The organism is Klebsiella sp. F11, from assembly GCF_056712265.1.
In genome coordinates this window covers 4,218,361-4,239,011 of the sequence record NZ_CM160060.1, presented here as the reverse complement: position 1 = coordinate 4,239,011, position 20,651 = coordinate 4,218,361, and the positions used below count along the sequence as shown (strand labels likewise).

Annotated in this window: 19 protein-coding genes; 10 read left to right on the top strand and 9 right to left on the bottom strand. The window is 55.9% G+C overall.

Translation table 11 applies throughout. The features are described from left to right. Positions 1–14 precede the first annotated feature (14 nt). The 6 genes from AC1M2H_RS20870 (at position 15) to AC1M2H_RS20845 (ending at position 8,298) form a co-directional block, all read left to right on the top strand. Positions 15–2,543: an ATP-binding cassette domain-containing protein gene (locus tag AC1M2H_RS20870; RefSeq protein ID WP_480148889.1), complete on the top strand. Its 2,529-nt coding sequence runs from the start codon at positions 15–17 to the stop codon at positions 2,541–2,543. Positions 2,544–2,559: 16 nt separating this feature from the next. Continuing rightward, on the top strand, positions 2,560–3,534 hold the full coding sequence (locus AC1M2H_RS20865) for an ABC transporter permease (protein WP_480148888.1): 975 nt from the start codon (positions 2,560–2,562) through the stop codon (positions 3,532–3,534). Further along, positions 3,531–4,925, top strand: a complete 1,395-nt coding sequence (locus AC1M2H_RS20860; RefSeq protein WP_480148887.1) for an FAD-dependent oxidoreductase — start codon at positions 3,531–3,533, stop codon at positions 4,923–4,925. The genes AC1M2H_RS20865 and AC1M2H_RS20860 overlap by 4 nt, the downstream gene beginning before the upstream one ends. Beyond that, the gene (locus AC1M2H_RS20855) at positions 4,915–6,153 is read left to right on the top strand and encodes an NAD(P)/FAD-dependent oxidoreductase (protein WP_480148886.1); all 1,239 of its coding nucleotides are present in this window, start codon (positions 4,915–4,917) and stop codon (positions 6,151–6,153) included. The genes AC1M2H_RS20860 and AC1M2H_RS20855 overlap by 11 nt, the downstream gene beginning before the upstream one ends. 174 nt (positions 6,154–6,327) lie before the next feature. After that, complete coding sequence (locus tag AC1M2H_RS20850; RefSeq protein WP_480148885.1) at positions 6,328–7,113, top strand: DeoR/GlpR family DNA-binding transcription regulator; 786 nt, start codon at positions 6,328–6,330, stop codon at positions 7,111–7,113. A gap of 105 nt (positions 7,114–7,218) precedes the next feature. Beyond that, positions 7,219–8,298, top strand: a complete 1,080-nt coding sequence (locus tag AC1M2H_RS20845; protein WP_480148884.1) for an FGGY family carbohydrate kinase — start codon at positions 7,219–7,221, stop codon at positions 8,296–8,298. Here AC1M2H_RS20845 and AC1M2H_RS20840 read toward each other — a convergent pair. Further along, positions 8,267–9,072 (bottom strand): IS5 family transposase gene (locus AC1M2H_RS20840; RefSeq protein ID WP_480147878.1). Its coding sequence is split into 2 segments (ribosomal slippage): positions 8,267–8,719 and positions 8,722–9,072, totalling 804 coding nucleotides; the frame shifts between segments, so codons are not numbered across the junction. The genes AC1M2H_RS20845 and AC1M2H_RS20840 overlap by 32 nt on opposite strands. Before the next feature lie 111 nt (positions 9,073–9,183). Here AC1M2H_RS20840 and AC1M2H_RS20835 point away from each other — a divergent pair. Both AC1M2H_RS20835 and AC1M2H_RS20830 read left to right on the top strand, forming a co-directional pair. Further along, positions 9,184–9,567, top strand: coding sequence for an FGGY-family carbohydrate kinase (locus tag AC1M2H_RS20835; RefSeq protein WP_480148883.1), 384 nt, complete (start codon positions 9,184–9,186; stop codon positions 9,565–9,567). Further along, positions 9,567–11,081 carry a M81 family metallopeptidase gene (locus AC1M2H_RS20830; RefSeq protein ID WP_480148882.1) on the top strand — a complete coding sequence of 505 codons (1,515 nt, stop codon included), beginning with the start codon at positions 9,567–9,569 and terminating at the stop codon, positions 11,079–11,081. Before AC1M2H_RS20835 ends, AC1M2H_RS20830 begins: the two co-directional genes overlap by 1 nt. Positions 11,082–11,203: 122 nt before the next feature. Here AC1M2H_RS20830 and AC1M2H_RS20825 read toward each other — a convergent pair whose 3' ends face one another. The 5 genes from AC1M2H_RS20825 to AC1M2H_RS20805 all read right to left on the bottom strand — a co-directional run bounded on the left by AC1M2H_RS20825 (position 11,204) and on the right by AC1M2H_RS20805 (position 16,487). Beyond that, a complete protein-coding gene (locus AC1M2H_RS20825; RefSeq protein ID WP_480148881.1) occupies positions 11,204–12,523 on the bottom strand; it encodes an anaerobic C4-dicarboxylate transporter family protein in 1,320 nt (439 codons plus the stop codon). Positions 12,524–12,584: 61 nt separating this feature from the next. After that, the gene (locus AC1M2H_RS20820) at positions 12,585–13,430 is read right to left on the bottom strand and encodes a fructoselysine 6-kinase (protein ID WP_480152001.1); all 846 of its coding nucleotides are present in this window, start codon (positions 13,428–13,430) and stop codon (positions 12,585–12,587) included. A gap of 63 nt (positions 13,431–13,493) precedes the next feature. Further along, the gene (gene fraB / locus AC1M2H_RS20815; RefSeq protein WP_480148880.1) at positions 13,494–14,471 is read right to left on the bottom strand and encodes a 6-phosphofructose-aspartate deglycase; all 978 of its coding nucleotides are present in this window, start codon (positions 14,469–14,471) and stop codon (positions 13,494–13,496) included. 193 nt (positions 14,472–14,664) lie between these two features. Beyond that, on the bottom strand, positions 14,665–15,381 hold the full coding sequence (locus AC1M2H_RS20810) for a GntR family transcriptional regulator (RefSeq protein WP_480148879.1): 717 nt from the start codon (positions 15,379–15,381) through the stop codon (positions 14,665–14,667). Positions 15,382–15,566: 185 nt separating this feature from the next. Then, a complete protein-coding gene (locus AC1M2H_RS20805) occupies positions 15,567–16,487 on the bottom strand; it encodes a LysR family transcriptional regulator (protein WP_480148878.1) in 921 nt (306 codons plus the stop codon). A gap of 116 nt (positions 16,488–16,603) precedes the next feature. Here AC1M2H_RS20805 and AC1M2H_RS20800 point away from each other — a divergent pair, with 116 nt between their 5' ends. Then, complete coding sequence (locus AC1M2H_RS20800; protein ID WP_480148877.1) at positions 16,604–17,794, top strand: serine hydrolase domain-containing protein; 1,191 nt, start codon at positions 16,604–16,606, stop codon at positions 17,792–17,794. A gap of 101 nt (positions 17,795–17,895) precedes the next feature. On the opposite strand, the gene AC1M2H_RS20795 is transcribed toward AC1M2H_RS20800, so the two are convergent. Beyond that, positions 17,896–18,168 carry a hypothetical protein gene (locus AC1M2H_RS20795; RefSeq protein ID WP_480148876.1) on the bottom strand — a complete coding sequence of 91 codons (273 nt, stop codon included), beginning with the start codon at positions 18,166–18,168 and terminating at the stop codon, positions 17,896–17,898. Next, positions 18,158–18,526 carry a nucleotidyltransferase domain-containing protein gene (locus AC1M2H_RS20790; protein ID WP_480148875.1) on the bottom strand — a complete coding sequence of 123 codons (369 nt, stop codon included), beginning with the start codon at positions 18,524–18,526 and terminating at the stop codon, positions 18,158–18,160. Before AC1M2H_RS20790 ends, AC1M2H_RS20795 begins: the two co-directional genes overlap by 11 nt. Before the next feature lie 180 nt (positions 18,527–18,706). On the opposite strand from AC1M2H_RS20790, the gene acuR reads away from it, so the two are divergent. After that, positions 18,707–19,351 carry an acrylate utilization transcriptional regulator AcuR gene (gene acuR / locus AC1M2H_RS20785; RefSeq protein ID WP_480148874.1) on the top strand — a complete coding sequence of 215 codons (645 nt, stop codon included), beginning with the start codon at positions 18,707–18,709 and terminating at the stop codon, positions 19,349–19,351. 80 nt (positions 19,352–19,431) lie between these two features. Here the strand turns inward: acuR and acuI are convergent, their stop codons facing one another. Continuing rightward, positions 19,432–20,415, bottom strand: coding sequence for an acrylyl-CoA reductase (NADPH) (gene acuI / locus AC1M2H_RS20780; protein ID WP_480148873.1), 984 nt, complete (start codon positions 20,413–20,415; stop codon positions 19,432–19,434). Positions 20,416–20,651 lie beyond the last annotated feature (236 nt).

Sequence of the window (20,651 nt, the reverse complement as noted above, 5' to 3'; positions counted from 1 at the left end):
TGGAGTATTCCGTTATGTTGCAAAATCGTAAGTCGCTGCCTTTTTTTTCTGGATTAAATGGTAAAAAGTTAAACCAGGAAATTATTTTATTTATGCTGATTGTTATGGCTATTGCTATCTTTGGCATAGTGACGCCGGGTTATTTATCGCCGGGTAATCTGCTAAATATTGGCCAACAAACTTCCGTTATCGCGATCGTCGCCTATGCGATGACGGCGGTGATTATTTGTAAGGGTATTGATATTTCCGTCGGCAGCGTCCTGGCTGCGAGCGGCATTTTGACGGCCTTAATTATGCAGTCGAGCGGTATTCCTGGCTGGTTAGGTATTATTGCGGTGATTGCCATCGGCGCGGGATTTGGTCTGCTAAACGGCACGCTGATTAGCCTGATTGGTATCAGCCCTTTTGTGACCACGCTGGCGGTTTACGCGTTTGCCAGAGGCGTCGCCCTCAGTTTCTCAGGCTCACAATCTATTGCCGTCGACTCGGCGCTGTATCTCTGGTTTGGCCAGACAACTATCGCCGGTATCCCGGTCAGTTTATTAATCGCCGCGCTCTTCGCCTTACTTTGGATGTTTTTACTCAGCCGCACCATATTTGGCCGTTGGATCTATGCAACCGGCGGCAATACAGAAGCCGCCCATGCTTCATTAATTCCGGTGCGCGTGACCACCACGCTGATTTACGTCTTTGCGGGCGCCAGCGCGGGCGTTGGTGCGCTATTAACGACCGGCCGGGTGGGATCGGCGCAGCCTCTGGCAGGATTAGGACTGGAATTCGCCGCGATTACCGCCGCGATTATTGGCGGCGCGAGATTGGCCGGCGGGCAGGGGTCAATATTAGGAACCGCCTTAGGCGCCTTATTACTCGGGGTGATCAACACCGGCTTATCCTTTCTACAGGTCTCACAGCAGGTCAATTACTTTGTCACCGGCGGTTTCGTGCTGATTGCGGTGTTACTTAGTCAGCGTAGCCTTTTGAAAAATATCAATATTAAATCTTTACTGTCGGCTAAACGTTCAGTCCATCCGGATGCAGCGGCGAGCGTCCAGTCGGCACACAGTTTTGAATTAAAAGGCATCTCAAAGATTTTCCCCGGCGTTAAAGCGCTGTCCAATGTGTCACTGCGGCTCAATCGCGGGGAGGTTGTGGCCTTGATGGGGGAAAATGGGGCCGGTAAATCAACGTTGGTTAAAATACTCTCCGGGATTTACCACCCGGAAGAGGGGGAAATATGGCTGGATAACGTCCGGATCAATTTAACCTCACCTGCCGATAGCCGTCAGGCGGGTATTTCGGTCATCCACCAACATTTCAGTCTGATTCCTGAATTAACCGTGGCAGAAAACTTAGCCCTCGCGCAATCGACGCTGCCGCGCTATTTCGGCATTTCGCTTAATCGTCGCGCAATGCGGCAACAGGCCCGCGCCTTGCTCGCTGAGCTGCAGCTGGAAATCAATCCTGATGCCAAAATTGCCGATCTCACCATCGGGCAATGCCAGATGGTTGAAGTGGCAAAAGCCATGATGGCCGATGCCTGGCTGATTGTGATGGACGAACCGACCAGTGCGTTAACGAATCCCGAACGCGATCAGCTCTATTTGTTAATTGAACGCCTGTTGAAAAGACGCTGCTGTGTTCTCTACATCTCACACAAAATGCAGGAAATCTATACCCTCGCCAGTCGTGCGGTGGTGCTGCGGGATGGACAAAAAGTGGGCGAGGCCGCGCTACCTGAAACAACAGAAGCCGCGTTGATCAATATGATGGTGGGCCGTGATATCGGCAACGTTTTCCCCTGGCGTCAGGCAGAACCTGGCGACACCTTGCTCAGTATTGAAGATCTCTCAATGGGCAGTTTGCTACAGAATATCAATATCACCGTCAAACGAGGCGAGCTGGTGGCGTTGACAGGGCTGATGGGTAGCGGCCGAACGGAGTTAATGCGCTGCATCGCGGGCTTAGACCATTTTCATCACGGGACGATACGCGTTGATCAATCTCAAATCACTTCAGGACATGCCCGCAGAGCCAGCCAATTAGGGGTCGCCTATGTTCCTGAAGATCGCCATAAAGAAGGCTTCATCGGCTGTATGTCTCTGAAGGATAACCTTTCTCTTCGCTGGATTTTGCATAACAGCTTCGTTGGCATTCTGCGCCGGTCAGCCATCGATAAATTAGCGAAGCAGCTGATTGCCCAGCTCGGCGTCCGCCCGGCGGATCCGGAAAATACTGTGGGCAGTCTGTCAGGCGGTAATCAGCAAAAAATCGTCATTGGTAAATGGCTGGCGACCAACTCACGTTTGTTGTTGCTGGATGAACCTACTAACGGGGTTGATGTCGGCGCTAAATTTGAAATTCACAATCTCATTGCGCAATTAAAACAGCAGGGAATGGGCATTTTGATGGTTTCCAGCGAGCTTCCCGAAGCGCTTGGCGTGGCTGACAGAATCATTGTCCTTAGTAAAGGACGAATTGCGGGGGAACTTCCCCGGGGCGCCACGGAAGAGCAGGTGATGAGCCTGGCCTTTAAATACGTTTAAACAGGAAGAAATCATCATGAAATCATCGCATTCATGGATAAACATGGTGTTGAACCTGGCACCGGTACTGCTGGCGGTCGTTTTGCTGCTGGTCTTTGCGGCAGTAGATAACAGGATCGTTTCACCCAACAATCTCGTCATCGTTATGTTACAGGCAACCACCGTTGCGCTGATGGGGTTAGGCCTGTTTTGGATCCTGCTTACTGGCGAAATTGATTTATCTGCCGGTCACCTGGTCTCATTTTGCGCGGTGACCATGGGAACGTTGCTGTCATCGGGGACGGAATTAATTCCCACCCTGCTGATTGGGCTGCTGGCGTGCCTGGCATTTGGGGTCTTCAACGGGATAATGGTCGCTGTTTTAAAGTTACCCTCCTTTATCGCCACTTTAGCCACGATGCTGATTCTGCAGGGGGCCACCTTAATGGTCGCTAAAACCGGCACAATCCTGGTGATGAATCCCGTGCTACGTCGTTTCGGCGCCTTTACCTCCTCATGGGGGCTGCCGCCCACCGTCATATTTGTTGGCGTCATCGCCTTGCTATGCGCCTGGATTTCCCGCCGCACGGCATTTGGTCTGAAAACCTATGCGGTCGGATCGTCGCTGGAACGAGCGGAACTCGCCGGCATCTCCGTCGTAAAACAGAAAATTGGGGTATTTACGCTTTCATCGGCGTTTGTTTTTATGACGGCCGTCGTGTTTATCTCCCGCGTCCCGGTGGTGAACCCTAACGTTGGCGGCGTAAACCTCCTGCTGGATGCCATCGCGGCGGCGGTGATTGGGGGAACCAGCCTGTTTGGCGGTCGCGGCTACGTCAGCGGGGTGGTTTGCGGTGCGTTGATCATCAGCTTACTCACCGGCGCGCTGCGTATCCTCGGCGTCGACCCCTCAAGTCTCGATCTCTATAAAGGGGCAATCATCATTGGCATTCTTCTTCTCGATCGGTGCATCAACTATTTCCGCTTGCAGCGTAAGCAGGTAACTCAATGAAAGGGATAAACTTTGATGTCGTGGTTATCGGCGCCGGCGTGGTCGGCTGCGCGGTCGCGCGCCGCTTTGTCCTCGAAGGCGCCACCGTTCTCCTGATTGAAAAGGGCAGCGATATTCTCTCCGGCGCCAGCAAAGCCAACAGCGCCATCTTACATACGGGATTCGATGCCCCGGTTAACAGCGACGAACTCGCCTGTATGCAAAGGGGATATCGCGAGTATCAGGCTATTCGGGAACGGCTTAACCTGCCGATATTACATACCGGAGCCGTAGTTGCCGCCTGGGATGAAGATGAATTTCACCGCCTGCCTGACATCATGGCGCAAGCAAAGCAAAACGGTGTCAACGACGTAGAAATGCTCGATCGCAAGCAGCTACTGGAACGCGAGCCTCAGCTTTCGCCGCATGTGTTAGGAGGGCTCTTAGTCCCCAGGGAGCATGTGATCGATCCCTGGAGCGCACCCCTTGCCTATCTACGCCTGGCGGTTGATAACGGCGCCGTGGTGATGTGTGATACGGAATTGCTATCGGCAGTACGCGAGGAAAACTGCTGGCTGCTAACCACGAATAAGGGTGAGTTTCGCGCAGCGACCGCGATCAACTGTGCCGGGGTGTGGGGCGATAAAGTAGAAACCCTGCTGCTGGGCCAGTCGCGCTTTACCATCAAACCCCGCAAGGGGCAGTTCGTGGTCTTTGATAAAGTAGCTTCACGCCTGCTAAGCACCATACTGCTGCCGGTACCGAATGAACGCACGAAAGGGATTGTGCTGGTCAGAACCATTTTTGGCAATCTGTTGGTGGGCCCGACCGCGGAAGAGCAGGATGACCGGCAGCACGCGACGGTTGAAAAAGATACGTTGGAACAGCTGATCGCGAAAGCGGTTTCGCTTATCCCCGCCTTGTCAGATGTGCCCGTCACCGCAGTTTATGCCGGGCTTCGTCCGGCCACAGAGCGTAAAGAATATCGTCTCTATCATGATGCGGAAAAGGGGTACCTTGCCGCGGGAGGGATCCGCTCGACCGGGCTGACCGCCGCGCTGGGCCTGGCCGCACACTTATTTGATCTCTACCGCGATCGTCCAGGAAAGAGCCTGACGCCTTTAGTCGAGCCCGTTTGTCATCCCGTTCCCAATCTCGCCGAACATTTACCACGCGACTGGCAGCGACCCGGCAACGACGAGATGGTTTGTCACTGCGAACGGGTCACGCGTCGTGAAATCGAGGCGGCATTAAGCGGCCAGATCCCGGCAAGAGATTTTGGCGGATTGAAAAGAAGAACGCGGGCCTGTATGGGGCGCTGCCAGGGTTTTTACTGCAGTAGCCGCGTCGCTGAATTGAGTCGCGAAAAGTGGGGCGATTTATTGATAACAGGGGACGTCGATGAAGAATAATATAGTTGCCGATGTATTCGTTATTGGCGGGGGGCCAGCCGGTATTGCCGCTGCGGTTGCGCTAAAACGTCAGAACGTCGGCCGGGTCATTGTTCTTGAGCGGGAACCTGAGGTCGGCGGCATACCCCGCCATTGCGGCCACTCGCCCTTCGGTATGCGCGAGTTCGGCCGCGTGTTGCAAGGGAGTGAATATGCGCGACGTTTAGCCCAACTGGCAAAAGCTCACAACGTCGAGGTGATGGCCAATACCACGGTTGTCAGTATTGAACCCAACGCGACGCTGGTGGTCAGTACCGCGGAGGGGATACAGCAACTCCAGGCCCGGCGCATTATCATGGCTACCGGCGTACGTGAATCGCCGCGTTCCGCGTTACTGGTCTCCGGCGACCGCCCAACGGGAATAATGAATACCGGAGCATTACAATCCTGGGTCTATCTGCGGGGGCTACAGCCGTTTAAGCGGCCGCTAATTGTCGGGACGGAGCTGGTTTCGCTCTCAGCGCTGCTGACCTGTCGCCACGCGGGAATTAAACCGGTCGCGATGGTTGAGAGCCACAGCCGTCCCACCACCCGGCGCCCCTTTATGCTGCTACCCCGCCTGCTGGGAGTACCGGTAAATTATCAATGCGAGATTGTGCATATCGATGGGGTAAAACGGGTTGAGTCAGTCCGTATACGCCAGCAAGGCGTTGAGCGCGATATCCCCTGCGACGGCGTGTTATTTACCGGACAGTTTATTCCTGATTCGGCCCTAATTCGCGCCAGCCATCTGCGTCTGGATCCCGCGACCGGCGGTCCGGAAATCGATCAGTTCGGCCGCTGCAGCGACCCTACCTACTATGCGACAGGCAATATGTTAAGAGCCCTGGAAACCGCAGGCTGGTCTTTCCGTGAAGGAAAACTGGTCGGCGAGATGGTCGCCTGCGATCTCGCCGCGGAAAAAACGGCTCCCCCCGCGGATATCGTACTGCAGAGCGGCGATGAGGCGATCAAATGGCTGGTACCACAGCGTATCGTCAGCAGTGATGTTGGCCTGGGTATCGACAGGCTCCAGCTTCGCGTTCTGAAGCCTGTACAGGGTGAGCTGCAGCTGATTCAGCGGGGGCAGATTCTTTGGCAGAAAAAAAAGAGCCTGTTGCCGGAGAGACGGATCCTTATTCCATTATCGCAGCTGAAAAATTTGCACTCTGCGGAACCGATTACGATTGCCCTAAAAAACAAAGAGTAACCGGCTTAGCTCATGAAAATAATGGCCATGCTTATTAAGCTAACGCAAATATGATATTAAACACCGTGACCCAGAGTTCTGCTCTGCACATACGCGCGGCCATCGCGAAAATGGATGGCAGGCGCGATGGGACTTGCTCATTTTTATTGCACTATTTTCCAGGAGTTATTGATTATGCGGCCTGAGCAGCGACGCACCGAAATCCTCGCGCTGGTGAATGAAAAGCGAAAAGTCACCGTAGATTTCCTGTCGGAAAAATTCAGCACTTCGCGAGAAACGATCCGCCGGGATTTAACGGATTTAGCCATTAGCGGACAACTGCGTAAATTTCATGGCGGCGCCACCTCTCTCGATACCCTGCACGAGGGCAAATTTAGCACCCGACTGACGGAAAGCGCCCATGAAAAAAAGATGATTGCTCAGCTGGCGGCAACCTTATTTCACCAGGGAGAGTCGCTCTTTATTGATACGGGTACCACAACCCTGGCATTTGCCCGCGAGCTCGCCATCAGCACAACTGAACTCACCATTCTGACCAATTCGGTATCGATTACCCAGATATTTGCCGGCAGCGATCGCAATCACCGCGTTTTCCTGATTGGCGGTCAGTACCGCGAGGAAGAAGCTGAAAACATCGGGCCCATCGCCGTGGAGCAAATTAAGCAGTTCCAGGCCATGCACGCCGTCATAACCGTTGGTGCCCTGGATACTCATGGCGTAATGGACTATGACCTGGAGGAGACTGAAATCGCCAGGGCCATGGTTTCCAAAGCCGATCAGGTCACGGTTCTGGCGGATAGCAATAAGCTTGGACGCACGGCGCTGTTCACCGTGTGCCCGCTGGATAAGGTCGATCGCATTATCACCAGCGGGGAGCCTGAGCCCGGTTTACAGGCCGCTCTGAGCGACGCGGGCGTTGAAATATTCAACGCCGCGGTGCAGGGAGCAAAAGAGGCATGAGGCGTATTTAGCGTAGAAATACTCGCCGGCCGGGAAGGTGAGGTAAGAGAAGCGTGTATCCAAAACAGCCCATTGATTAGCGGAGGCCTGATGCATAAACACATCATGACATTTGATATTGGAACGACCTCCCTGAAAGCCGCCTTGATGAATCGGGCGGGTGACATCGTGGCAGAAGGCAGCGCGAGCTATCGCGTTTCGCATCCGCAGCCGGGATGGGCTGAACAGGATCCCGATGAAATCTGGCAACAAATTTGCGTTGCCAGCCGGCAGGTGATCGAGCGTAGCGGAGTGAGCCGCAGTGAAATCAGCGCGCTGATTTTTGTTGCTCCGTGGAAAAACATTATTGCGCTCGATTCCCAGGGCTGCCTGCTGCATAACAGCATTATCTGGATGGATGCTCGTGCCCATGAGCAGTCTGAGCGGCTGAATCATACTCTCGGTCAAGTTGTCGGTAGCGGCCAGGAGTACTGGCCGCGGTTGATGTGGCTAAAAGAGCGGCACCCCGCGCTATGGCGGCGTACCGCGCATATCGTCGGCTTAAATACCTACTTTAAATTTCGCGCGACCGGCAAACTGTATACCGAACCCTCGGATGACTTTATTCGTTCAGAGAATCCGGAATTACACGCCTGGTACCAATCGATTCTTGAGGCGGCGGACCTGGCAGGGGATATCGATAAATTTCCTCCGGCCCGCGCGGCAACCGACGCCGTTGGCTCTCTGACCCCCCGCGCCGCGCAGCAGCTGGGTATTACCGGCGGTATACCGGTTATCAGCGGTTTTGGCGATCTGGTGGCCATCACCTGGGGAGCGGACAAATCACAGCTTAATGACGCCCATATCTATTTTGGCACATCATCATGGCTGGTAAACGTCATCCGGCAGCGTTCGCAGCTCGCCGCGCCGCTCTATTTTTCGATCGATGCGCAGCAGGAAGGCGCCGTCTATGCGCTACAAACCGGCTGCTTAGCGCTGGAGTGGATAATTGAACAGGTTTACCGCGCCGAACGCGAGCAAATGGGGCATGACATCTATCGGTTTATTCAGGAAGAGGTGAGCCAAATCCCTCCGGGCTGTGAAGGGCTTATCGCGGCCCATTGGCTCACCGGAGAGCTGGCCCCTTTCGCTAAAAATGCCAAAGGCTTAGAGCCTATCCCAATAGGATTTTGTTCCAGACAATGATGCCGCAGGCAAAATGCAACATGGCCTCGTAATTTTCGGCCTTCTTTTCCCATCGGGTCAGAACCCGGCGAAAGCGATTCATCCAGCTATGAGTCCTCTCGACAACCCAGCGATGGGCTTTGAAGTCGGTGTTTTTACCTGCATCAGACTCCTCTTTACGGGACTGGATATGCGGCTCGTAGCGGCGGCTCTGTAGATACGTTTTCAGCCAGCCAGCTTCGTAACCTTTGTCCAGGCAGAGTCTGAGTTTTTGCCCCGGACGCCCCGTCTGAAGTGCATCGAGCGTATCTGCAACCAGTTTGATATCGTGCGTGTTCGCTGCTGCAACAACCAGCGACAGAGGAAGCCCGTTGGCGTCTGTCAGCAGGCTACGCTTTACGCCTTGTTTCCCTCTGTCCGTGGGATTACGGCCTGTTTTTTTGTTCCTGACAATGGCGATTTGGTCATACAGCCGTCCATCGACAGCCAGGACCAGTCAATGCCGTCCAGATGTTCGCAGGCAAGCAAACCGTTCTGCCAGAAGCGTTCGAAGACTCCCGCATCGCGCCATTCCTGGAAGCGTCGGTGTGCAGAACTCGATGAACATATCCCGGTGGCGTTCAGGGCGTTCCACTGGCAACCGGTCCTGAGGACGAAGAATATGGCATCCATGGCAGCACGGTTATCAACGCGTCTACGATGAGTCCCCAGTGGGTGGCTGGTTTTATGCTCCGGGATGAGTGGAGCCATTTTTTCCCATAGTTCGTCGCTGATCTGCCACTTGCTACCCGCCATACATTCCCCCTCAGAAATTACCGTAACGTATTATACGATAATTCCTTTTGGGATAGGCTCTTATTTCTCAATCTTACGACGCGCCACGATCGCCGTCATATGGTCCGGGCGATGATGGAAAGCGTCTGCTTCACCCACCGCCATAATATGGCGACATTAGAAAAGCTGACCGGTCAATTTCGCGAAAGTATTCGCGTTGTCGGCGGCGGGGCAATGAGCGCGGTCTGGATGCAAATGCTTGCCGATATCCTGCAAATTCGCGTAGAAGTCCCGGCCTCTCCTCGCTATAGCGGCACCCTGGGCGCCTATTATTGCGCAGCTCGAGCGTTGGGCTGGCACGATGAGGTCGCGACGCTCGCCCAACGGGTCTCTTCCCGGCAAATATTTACGCCCAATCCTGCCTCGCGGGATGTTTATCAAAAAAACTACGCTATCTATATGCAGCTGTATCCGGCGTTGAAAGATATTTATAATCAACTGAATGGTGAACACTAATGAAAGTGCTGATTACTGAATTTAGGCAGGAAAGTAACTCATTCAACCCGCAACAATCGACACTGGCGTTTTGGCAACAAAACGGTATCTACCAGGGGGCCGAAGTAAGACAGCACTTTGCCGGACAGCCCTGCGCGGTGGGCGGTTTTTTACAGGTGCTGGATCGGTCTGAACATCGGCCAGAGGTGGTTTGCGGCACGGTAATGTCATGCCAAAGCGGCGGGGTCGCTGAACAAGCGGTTATGGATCACTATCTGGCACAGCTGCTCCCGCAAATCAGCGAAAATCTGCCCCTTGACGGGGTGTTTATCTCTTATCATGGCGCCTTGGTCACGACCGGCTATGACGATCCGGAAGGCGAAATTACGCGACGAGTCCGTGAGCTGGTCGGCGATGACGCGGTCATTGCCATTGCCAGCGATCTCCATGCCTATATCTCAGAAACCCTGATTGATAACAGTGACGTGGTTCTGGCTTATCTCACATATCCGCACGTTGACTACTTCGAAACTGGCGTTCGCGTCGCCACTCTGGGGATGGAGTGTATCACCGCGCTGCATAAACCCGTCACCGCCTGGGTACCGGTACCGATGATCGTGCCCGCGGCCTCTTACAGTACGTTAAAAGGGCCATTTAAAGCGATTATTGATTTCGGTAACGCTCTTAAAAGTGAGCAAAAAATCATTGATTTTTCTGTTTATCAGATGCAGCCCTGGCTGGATATTCCTCACCCCAACTCAGCCGTCGTGGTGGCCGCCGGTTCGCCCGCTGACGCGGCAAAATATGCCCGCCAGCTGGCGCAAATGCTCTATGACCAGCGCCATGAATTTAGCGTAAAACTGATGCCCATCAGCGAAGTTATCGCCCGCGCCAGCGATCCCGATGAAAAAAAACCGGTGATCCTGGTGGATTCCGCCGACTCTTGTAATGCAGGGGCCGCCGGCGACAATATGGCCGCGGCGGCCGAGATCCTGCGCTCAGGTAGCGAATTACGTGCCGCGACCGTCGTCAATGATGAAAAAGCCGCACGCCAGGCGCACCGTCTGGGCGTTGGGGCGACGGCTGAATTTACCTTAGGCGCATCACGCGACAAACGTTCGCAAGCGATTAAGGTACAGGCCTATGTCAAATCCCTTCATGACGGTGTTTTTAGACAAGAGGGGCCTACCGGACGCGGAATGATTCAACGAATAGGCGCGACGGCGGTGCTCAGCGTGGGAAATCTCGATATCGTCGTCTGTGAATGGATGGCCGGTAATGGCGATCCGCAGCTCTATCGCGCTCACGGTATCGAACCAACGCTGTACGATCTGCTGGTGGTGAAAGCGTCAACATCATTCCGCGTGGCATATGAAAAACTGGCCGGCGTGATTTATGAAGCCAATACTCCCGGCTCAGCAAGTTCCGATCTCACCGCTCTGCCTTTTGAAAAGCTCCCGCAAACGCTCTATCCGTGGACAGATAGCGAACTGACGGAGTGGCCAGTGAGATTTGCCCATCAGGTGTCTCAGTAGGGAAAGCGATTCCTCACGATGAGGCCTTTGCTAAGGCCTCCACTGAGCATGAAGGAGCGCCGGGCTGTGCCGCGAATGGTTATAAAAAACGGCCCCTGGAACGAGCGGGCCGGGGAACAAAGTCAGCCTAATACCATCTTGCCAATCATCAGGCCCATCGCCACCGAGACAATCACGTTCACCAGTCCCGGACGCATAAAGCTGTGGTTAAGCACGTATTTGCCGATGCGGGTGGTGCCGGTATCGTCGAAGGCCAGCGCCGCGAGGCACTGTCCCGCCACGGGGATAAAGAAGTAGCCGTTTACCGCAGGCCAGGAGCCAATCAGCGCATACGCCGGGAGCCCAAGCGCCAGCCCCAGCGGCAGCAGGATTAGGGTGGTCGCCGCCTGACTGCTGACCATCGCCGAGACAAAGAACATCATGATGGCGATAAGCCAGGTATGCTCCTGCAGCACCACCTGCACTTCCGATTTGATCAGGTCGATATGGCTGCTGACGAAGGTTTCACTCATCCACGCCAGGCCAAAGGCGCAGACAATGGCCAGCGCTCCGGCGCGGAACACGCTGCCGCTGAGGATCTGATCCACCGGCGGGCGGCACAGCAACACAATCAGGCAGGCGAAGGAGAGCATCACAATCTGGATCGCCGCCGACATTGATAGCAGCTGCAGTCCCTTCGCGGTTTCAACCATCGGACGCAGCCCCGGGACCAGCCCCAGCAGGACAATCACCACCGCGCCGCTCAGGAACAGCAGCACCGAGAGTTTGGCGTGCGGCGCGATTTCCGTGCTGAGCTCCGCTTTACCGATCGGCTTGAGCAGGCCTTCCGCCAGGCGACGCTGGTATTCCGGATCGTCCTTCAGCTCTTTGCCTTTATTAAAGGTGGCGAGCGCCCCCGCCGCCACGCCAATCAGCGTTGCCGGAACGCAAATCATCATGATGGTGGAAATGGAGATGCCGAACGGCGCCATCAGGCCAATCATCGCCGCCATCGCCGCAGAAATTGGGCTGGCGGTAATCGCCTGCTGAGAAGCGATGACGGAAATCGACAGCGGACGCTCGGGACGAATGCCGGAATCCCGAGCCACTTCGGAGATCACCGGCAGCAGGCTATATACCACGTGGCCGGTGCCGGACATAAAGGTGAAGATATAGCAGATAAACGGCGCCAGCAGCGTAATATAGCGCGGATGGCGACGCAGCATTTTTTCCGCCAGCCGGACTAATAGCGCCAGTCCGCCGGAGGCCTGTAATGACGATGCCGCTAATACTACTGAGAGAATAATTAAAATAACGTCGATGGGCGGCGATGAGGGCGTCAGGCCAAAACCAAATACCAGGACGCCGACGCCAAGACCGCCCACCATACCTAAAAATACGCCGCCGATACGAGCGCCAAACATCAGGGCGACAAGGATAAAACACAATTCTGTCCAGAACATACTTACCCCCGGATAATGGAGTGAATTCCAGTTATGTTTTTATGTAATCAGTGATATGTGGTTAGCCGGAATAGGGTTTACCAAAACCAAACGCACCGTAGTGATGTAAAACCTGGCCCGCCGATTTTCCTCCCGCCGACATGGCGCGAATAATATCGGCGCGTTCCGCTGGTGCTTTACCGCCTGCCAGAATGGAGAGCATAAAGCCGGTTAAAAAGGCATCGCCCGCGCCGAGCGTATCGACGGGCTGAATATAAACAGGTTGCCATTCAATAAGTTCTTTTCCGGCATAGTAATAGACTTTTTCATGTCCGCGCGTGGCGATAACATGCTTACAGCCGTAATCGTAAACTTTATGAATTTTAGTAATAGCCTCTTCGACCGATAGCGCACCGCAGGAAATAAATCCGTAATCCACCCACGGACAAACCTGTTTAAAATAGTCATCGGTACCGCGCCCGGAAAAATCAAACGACAGCGTGACGTTATGTTGTTTTATTTTTGCTAATTCCGTTTCCAGGAAACCATTAATACTGGAGTGCACTGCATCGAACCGGGAAATATAATCGAGATCGTCATCTGATAATTGCAGCGGATTTTCCCGTAATACGCCGTTTTTATTGCTGGTAACAAATTCCCTGTCGCCCTCTACCAGACGGATACAGGCATAACCGTTTTCACCGTCGTAATGCCGACATCGCTGAATATCAACCCGCAGCTCCTGCAGGGCATCCTGCACGTGTCGGGCAGCGGCGTCATTACCGAATGCCCCGAGAAATGCGCTTTTGTAGCCCGCCAGCCGGGCGTACACCGCGAAATTCAGCGCGTTGCCGCCGGGGTACATCACGCCGGAATGAAGATATTTATCAACGACATTATCACCAATGCCAATCACCTTAATGTCCATCATTAATCCTTGTCGATAGCGATAAACCGGGCGTCCCTGCCCATGCTTCAAATCCTGGCGTGATTAATATTCGACCTTCCACATATAGCGACGGGTCGTTAACGGATGCTGGCGGATCTCAGCCAGCGCACGGTTATAAACCGGGTAAACGTTGTTGAACAGCGAATGGTTGAAGTAGTCGATTACCGTCGGCCTGATGGTGGAAAGTCCCAGCTCTTTCGCGTCCACCACCTCGATGCGGCGGCCATATTTTTTCAGGAAGTTCAGGGCGCGTTCATCCACCGCGCGGGTGCTGCCTTCGGAGAACTGAAAGAAGAACGGCGTGTTGGCATCGGTGATTTCAAACGGACCGTGGAAGAACTCGCCGCTGTGGATGCAGGCGGAGTGGATCCACTGCATTTCCATGAAGATGCAGACGCTCTGCAAATAGGCCGCACCGTAGCCTGCGCCGCTCGCCATGGTGTAGATGACTTTGTCGTCTTTATACTCCCTGGCGAACGCCTGCGCTCGATTCTGCAAATGATCCCAGGCGCGGTAAACGATGCGGTTAATTTTGCTCAGACCATCCTGGAAATCCTCATAGTGGGCGTACCCTTCGGTCTGGTTAAGGATCTCTACGGCGGTTATCAGGCCCTTGAGGGTTTTCTCTTCGGCGATGTCTTTACCGTCGCCAAAGCTGTAGGTCTCTACAAAGTCGCAGTGCGCCACCAGCGGGGAATCCGTCACCCAGGTCAGGCCGATGACCGGTACGCCACGGCTTTGGGCCAGCTCCGCCGCTTTGATGGTTTCCGGGGTGTTGCCTTTGTGGGAGGCCACCACCACCACGGCGTTGTCGCCCAGCGCCACGGGCGGGTTACTAATAAATTCGCCGCTGTTGTACAACCCGACGGTGACTTTGGCGGCTTCTTTTTCCAGGAAGGCTTTGGCCGGGTAGAACGCCGCATACGAGCCGCCGCAGGCGACGTAGTACACGTGCGTGATCCCACCCCTCTCCGTTTTGTTCTCCACAATGCCGCTAATGATTTCTTTAATACTCATCACATTTCCCCTTGGGTCGTTTCTGACGCGAACTGCGTGATGGTTGCACGTCATTTAATGTATCTAAATGTATTGTTTAAACTGTATAGCATTTGAATACATTTAGATCAACGAGAGCCGATGCAAAAAAAAGGATCCGCGATGCAGATCCCGATTTACGCTGTAACGGGGTGATGATCAATGGCTAAAAGCGTGGTCAGACAGTAAAACGCAGCTTGTCACCGACGATCAGTTGATGAGACATGCAGGACATTTCGCCTTTGTTATCAATCATCTCGCTTTTAATCGAGATCAGCGGATAGCGGTTGGCGATGCCAAGATAGTGGGCGACTTCAAAACTGGCGTACACCAGCTCAATGGTTTTGCTGGAGTGGGTAAACCACAGCCCGTGCTTGTCGCGCAGGGTGTCATACAGGGAGTTGCTGTTGAGATCTTCATTTAGCAGCGCGGCAAACTGCGGCGGGAACCACACGGTTTCCAGCGACACCGGTACGTCGTCGGCATAGCGAATACGCTCAATGACCACCGCTTTTTCACCGACCGGGATGTTCAGCCTGGCGCGGGTGTCCTCATCGCACGCTTCAAACACGGATTTAATAGTGCGTGAACCGGGGCGTCGGCCCTGGGAGCGGCAAAGCTCGCTGAAGCTCATAATGCCGGTCATGCTGCGCTGGAACTTCTCGCCGGAGACGAAGGTTCCTTTGCCCGAAACGCGGGTCAGGAAGTTCTCCCGCGTCAGCGCGTCCAGCGCTTTGCGCACCGTCACGCGGCTCACCTGCCAGCTGGCGCTGAGGTCGTTCTCGGTGGGGATCTGTTGCCCCGGCTGATACTCGCCGCTTAAGATCGCCTCTTTCAGGGCGTCTTCAAGCTGCTTATACAGCGGTTTGGCACTTGAGGTATCCGGCAGATTCACGATATGTATCCTTTTGTATTGTCATAAGGCAGACGGCACATGGTTTACAATATACAACAATTTGCTTATGGCTACACTTGAGCAGAGGGCAGGGCTGCCAGTAAAAATAAACCTGGCAGATATGAGCGCTGCCTTGCCTGGCGGACTATGGCGAAGAATAAATCGCTGCTGGCGCCGGGCGAAGCTCAGCTTCTGCCCCGCGCTGGCTGCCCGCTGGCGGCGGACGGAAACACGCGCGCGCAGAGAAAATCGACCAGCGCCCGGACCTTCGGCGCAGGGTGCCTGCTGGCGGGCCAGAGCACGTGGAAGACGCCGGCGCGTTCAACCCGATCGGCCAAAATGCTGCACAGCCGCCCATCCGCTAGCTGTTCGGCGATCGCGAATTCCGGCAGATAGGCGATACCCAGACCTTGCAGAGCAAAGCACACCCGCGTCTCAATGTTATTGCAGATCATTGAGGTGGGGATCTGTAGCTCAGGGGCGCCGGGCGTCTGCCGGAGCGCCCACGGCTCCAGCTTGCCGCTGTGGGGAAAGCGGTAGTGCATACAGGTATGTTCCAGCAGATCGGCAGGCACTTTGGGGAACCCCCGCCGCGCCAGGTACTCGGGCGAGGCGACCAGCATCGAGTTGAAGTTGCCCAGCTTCCGCGCTGAGAGGCGGGAGTCCGTGGGATTTCCCGTTCTGACCACCACGTCGAATCCTTCCTCAATCACATCGACCAGCCGGTCGGTGAAGTCCAGATCCAGCTCGATGTCCGGGTATTCGCGCATAAACTCGCCGAGTACCGGCAGCACCAGCGAGCACACCACGGGCAGACTGACCCGCAGCCGGCCGCGCGGCGCGGCCGTCGCCTGCGACAGCTCCAGCTCTGCGGCCTCGATCTCGGCAAGAATACGCCGGCAGCGCTCCAGGAACAGCGCCCCCTCGGCGGTTAGCGTAATGCTGCGCGTGCTGCGGTGAAACAGGCGCACGCCAAGCTTCTCCTCCAGCCTCGCCACGCTTTTGCCGATGGCCGATGCCGAGACGCCCAGCAGCCGGCTGGCCGCGACGTAGCTGCGCGTCTCGGCGACCCGTACGAACACCACGAAGCCGTTAAGGTTATCCACTTCACTCCTCCATTACGGACATAAAGTTCCGCTAAGAAAGGAACTGTACCCTACTTTTTCTTTAATAGCCGCGTTTCTATGATGGCGGGAACGTTCACTGATGAAAGGAATTTCCCATGTCGGCTCCCGCATTTTCTCTGCCCGCAGGCGTCCCGCTTGCGCAGCTCTCCTCCCGCATTCAGGCCGTCGTTCAGGGGGCGCTGGACGAACGGCGCCTGGTCGGCGCCGTGGTTCTGGTGGCCCGCGACGGCGCGCTTATTCACCGCCAGGCCGCCGGCCTGGCCGATCGCGAAAGCCGTCGGATGATGACCGAGGATACGATTTTCCGCCTGGCATCGGTCAGCAAGCCTGTGGTCTCCACGGCGGCGCTGGCGCTGGTGGCGCAGGGCCGGCTCGCTCTGGACGATAGCCTCGATCGCTGGCTCCCCGAGTTCAGGCCGCTGCTGCCCGACGGCCGGCCCGCGCGGATCGCCGTATGGCAGCTGCTCAGTCATACGGCGGGGCTGGGCTATCGCTTCCTCGAGGCTGACGCCAGCGGTCCCTATGCGCGGGCCGGCGTATCGGACGGCATGGATGCGTCCGGCATTAGCCTGGCGGAGAACCTGCGCCGTATCGCCAGCGTGCCGCTGCTGTACGAGCCGGGGGCGGGCTGGGGCTACTCGCTGGCGACCGATGTGCTGGGCGCTCTGATCGAGCGGGTGCAGGGCGAACCGCTTGACGTGGCCGTGCGCCAGCTGGTGACCGGCCCGCTGGGCATGGCCGATACCGGCTTTGTCGCGCGGGATGCGCAGCGCGTCGCGACCGCCTACGTGAGCGATGAGCCACAGCCGCATCCGCTGGCGGAGGGGGAAACCGTTTCGTCCATCGAGGGGGCGGTTGGCATCTCCTACAGCCCCTCGCGCGTCTTCGATCCGCAGGCGTTTCCTGCGGGCGGCGCGGGCATGGCGGGAACCGCCGAAGACTTCCTGCGCCTGCTGGAGGCCCTGCGTCAGGGCGGGGGCGCGATTCTGCCCGATGAATTGATTGCGGAAATGGCGCGCGATCGGGCGGAGGGCCTGGAGCTGCCCAACGCGCCGGGCTTCGGCTTCGGGCTGGGATTTTCGCTCCTGCGCGATCGGACGCTGGCCGCGTCGCCCGAATCGGAAGGCACCTGGCGCTGGGGAGGCGCCTACGGCCACTCCTGGTTCGTGGATCGGACGCGGGGGCTGAGCGTCGTCGCCTTCACCAACACCCTATACGAAGGGATGTCGGGCCGCTTCGTCAGCGATCTGCGCGATGCGGTCTATGATGGCCTGGAGGCCGAGTGATGGGTTCAACCGCTGCTGGCGCTCGCGATGGCGGCGTGGTCAGCCAGAGAGTGCGGCTTTCCCGCCCGGGTGGAATGAGCGGTCGGGCGCTATCCCGGCCGTTATAGCCTGTCTGCCCACGGGTGGTTCGGGTGCAGGCGATCGAGAGACTCCCGCAGCCATACGCGCTCGGGGAGAGGTAATCCCGGCGCGGCTCTGGCGAAATCCTCCTCGTCCTTCGGCCGGCGGTGCTTTGCCTTGAACAACAGCACGGCTGAGGGGCTGAGGTAAGGGATGCCGCCCGCGCTTAGCGCGACCATTTCACCGCGCGGTCGCGTGAGCTGACGATCTCGCTTATAGACCCAGCGATCGTCCGTTCCCGGCTCAAGCATCATATCCGCCCGCCAGCGGCCAGCGGCCAGCGGCGCGATCGAAGCACCAGATCTGGGAAATCTCCATCGTCGGTTGCCGATCGGCCGCCAGCCGCGCGATCGCGCCGTCGCTGACGGTGTAAAACTCCATGTCGCGCAGCTCGCGGCGGAAAAGGTCCAGATCCGCGCGCAGGATGGTGAACTCGATGTCCTCATGCTCGCGGGTCTTCTTCCCGTGCCACAGATCGAGCGCCCAGCCGCCAACGACGCACCAGGGTCTTGAGACGCGGCTCAGGCGGCGCGAGAGCTCCTCAGGACTCCAGGATTCCCAGCCGTTCTCGTCTGGCACAATCGGTCGATCGTTCATGCTATCGCTCCCCATGTTTGCGGTTGTTATCGGACGGCCCCGTCGCTGCCGACGCCTAAGCAATTAGCGCGGTACGATACATTGCCAGATTTCAGCCAGAGAAAACGATATAATTACAGCAAACGGCGGGCCGGGAGCCGCTGATCTTAGCGAACAGAAACCGGCTTGCTTGCTTATTTATGCAGGAGACGAGCTATGACCGATGCGCCGCGCGGGCGGGGAAGGCCCCGGAAAACGGAGAGTACATATTCAGATACGCGGAATGATTTGATCCGCAGCGGGCTTGAACTTCTGACGCAAAATGGCTTTCTTTCTACCGGCGTCGATGCCATCGTCAAGAACGCAAATGTCCCTAAAGGCTCATTTTATTACTACTTTCAAAGTAAAGAAGAGTACGTGCAAACCGTGCTGGGCGCATATGACAGCTTTTTTGAACACAAACTAAAAAAGCATCTGCATAATAAATCCGACGCCCCAATGGAGCGCATGGAAAACTTCATCAACGACGCCTGCGAGGGGATGAAAAAATACGAATTTACCAGAGGATGCCTTGTTGGCAACCTGATGCAGGAGAGTCCGGGGCTTCCCCCCTCGTTCATAAAGCAGCTTCAGGATATTTTAGATAGCTGGCAAAATATCGTTTCCTCCTGTCTCTACGATGCGTTATTCGCCGGTGATATCAGCTCCGATGTTGATGAAAAACAGCTGGCGGCTATTTTCTGGAGCGGTTGGGAAGGGGCCGTGATGCGGGCGAAGCTTTATTGTTCAACGCAACCCATTCACGACTTCTGGGACTATTTTAAAATCTCCGTCAGATATCGCCATGAGCAGAGCGTTTAAGGGCCCGGAAGTGGGCCCCGGTAAAGATTTGATATTCAGCTATGCATCTGTTTTTCTCGCGGGATATATTGGCCGCAGCCTCAGCGACACTGAATAACCGCGCGCCCGCGAATTTCGCCGTTAAGCAGCTTTTCAGCGACAGTGATTGCTTCCCTGAGAGGGTAAACGGTGGTCATGCTCTCCAGCTTAGCGAGCGGTAAATGGTGCAAAGCTTTCAGCCAGATGTCCGCTCTTTTCGTTTTAGCGAACATAACGCTGTCAATGCCTTTTAAGGTGATGCCGCGGAGGATAAACGGCGCCACGTTGCCCATCAGCTCCATCCCCTGAGCCATTCCGCAGGCCGCAACGATTCCGCCATATCGTACTCCGGCACAGGCGTTGCAGAGGGTATGGCTACCAACGGTATCAATGGCTGCCGCCCAGCGCTCTTTCTGCAGCGGCTTGCCTGGGTTTGAGAGTTCCGCACGATTTATAATGTCGTTTACGCCTACCGTCTTATAGAGCCAGGAGGCCTCTTCTGGACGGCCGGTAGAGGCGGTAACGTGGTAGCCCATAGACGACAGGATCATCGCCGCAATGCTTCCCACTCCTCCGCTGGCGCCGGTAACCAGTATCGGGCCATCTTCAGGCTTAACGCCGTGATTGAGAAGCGCGTCCACGCACAGCATCGCGGTGAAGCCGGCGGTCCCAATGGCCATAACGTGTTTGCTGCTGACTCCGGCCGGAACAGGGGTCAGCCAGTCGCCATTAACCCGGGCCTTCTCTGCAAGTCCGCCCCACTGTTTTTCGCCAACCCCCCAGCCGGTCAGGAGGACCTTATCGCCAGCCTGATAGTCAGGATGAGCGCTGGCGGAAACCGTACCGGCGAAGTCGATGCCCGGCACCATCGGGAAATGGCGGACGATAGGGCCGCGTCCGGTGATGGCCAGGGCATCTTTGTAGTTGATGGATGAGTATTCGACGTTGACGGTTACATCCCCCTCGGGTAGCTCGCTTTCCGCTACTTCAGCAAATAGCGCGGCGTAGCGATCTTCTACTTTATTGATTAATAATGCTTTAAACATTTTCACCTCGGGCGTCTGGTTGTATGACTGTCAGGTATTCAGGAGTATATAAATAATATTGACCGATCGTCTAATAATCATTATTACCCTTGTGCCTGGCGATATTCAAGGATTGTTCGACTTGTCATCGTCCTGGTGAAGGTGTTCTTGATAAATATCAACCCTGAGGTCAGGTTTGTCGCGGCTGAAAGGGGAGGTGTTCGGGGCTAAGCCGGCGCCTGATGCCGCCGAACGGT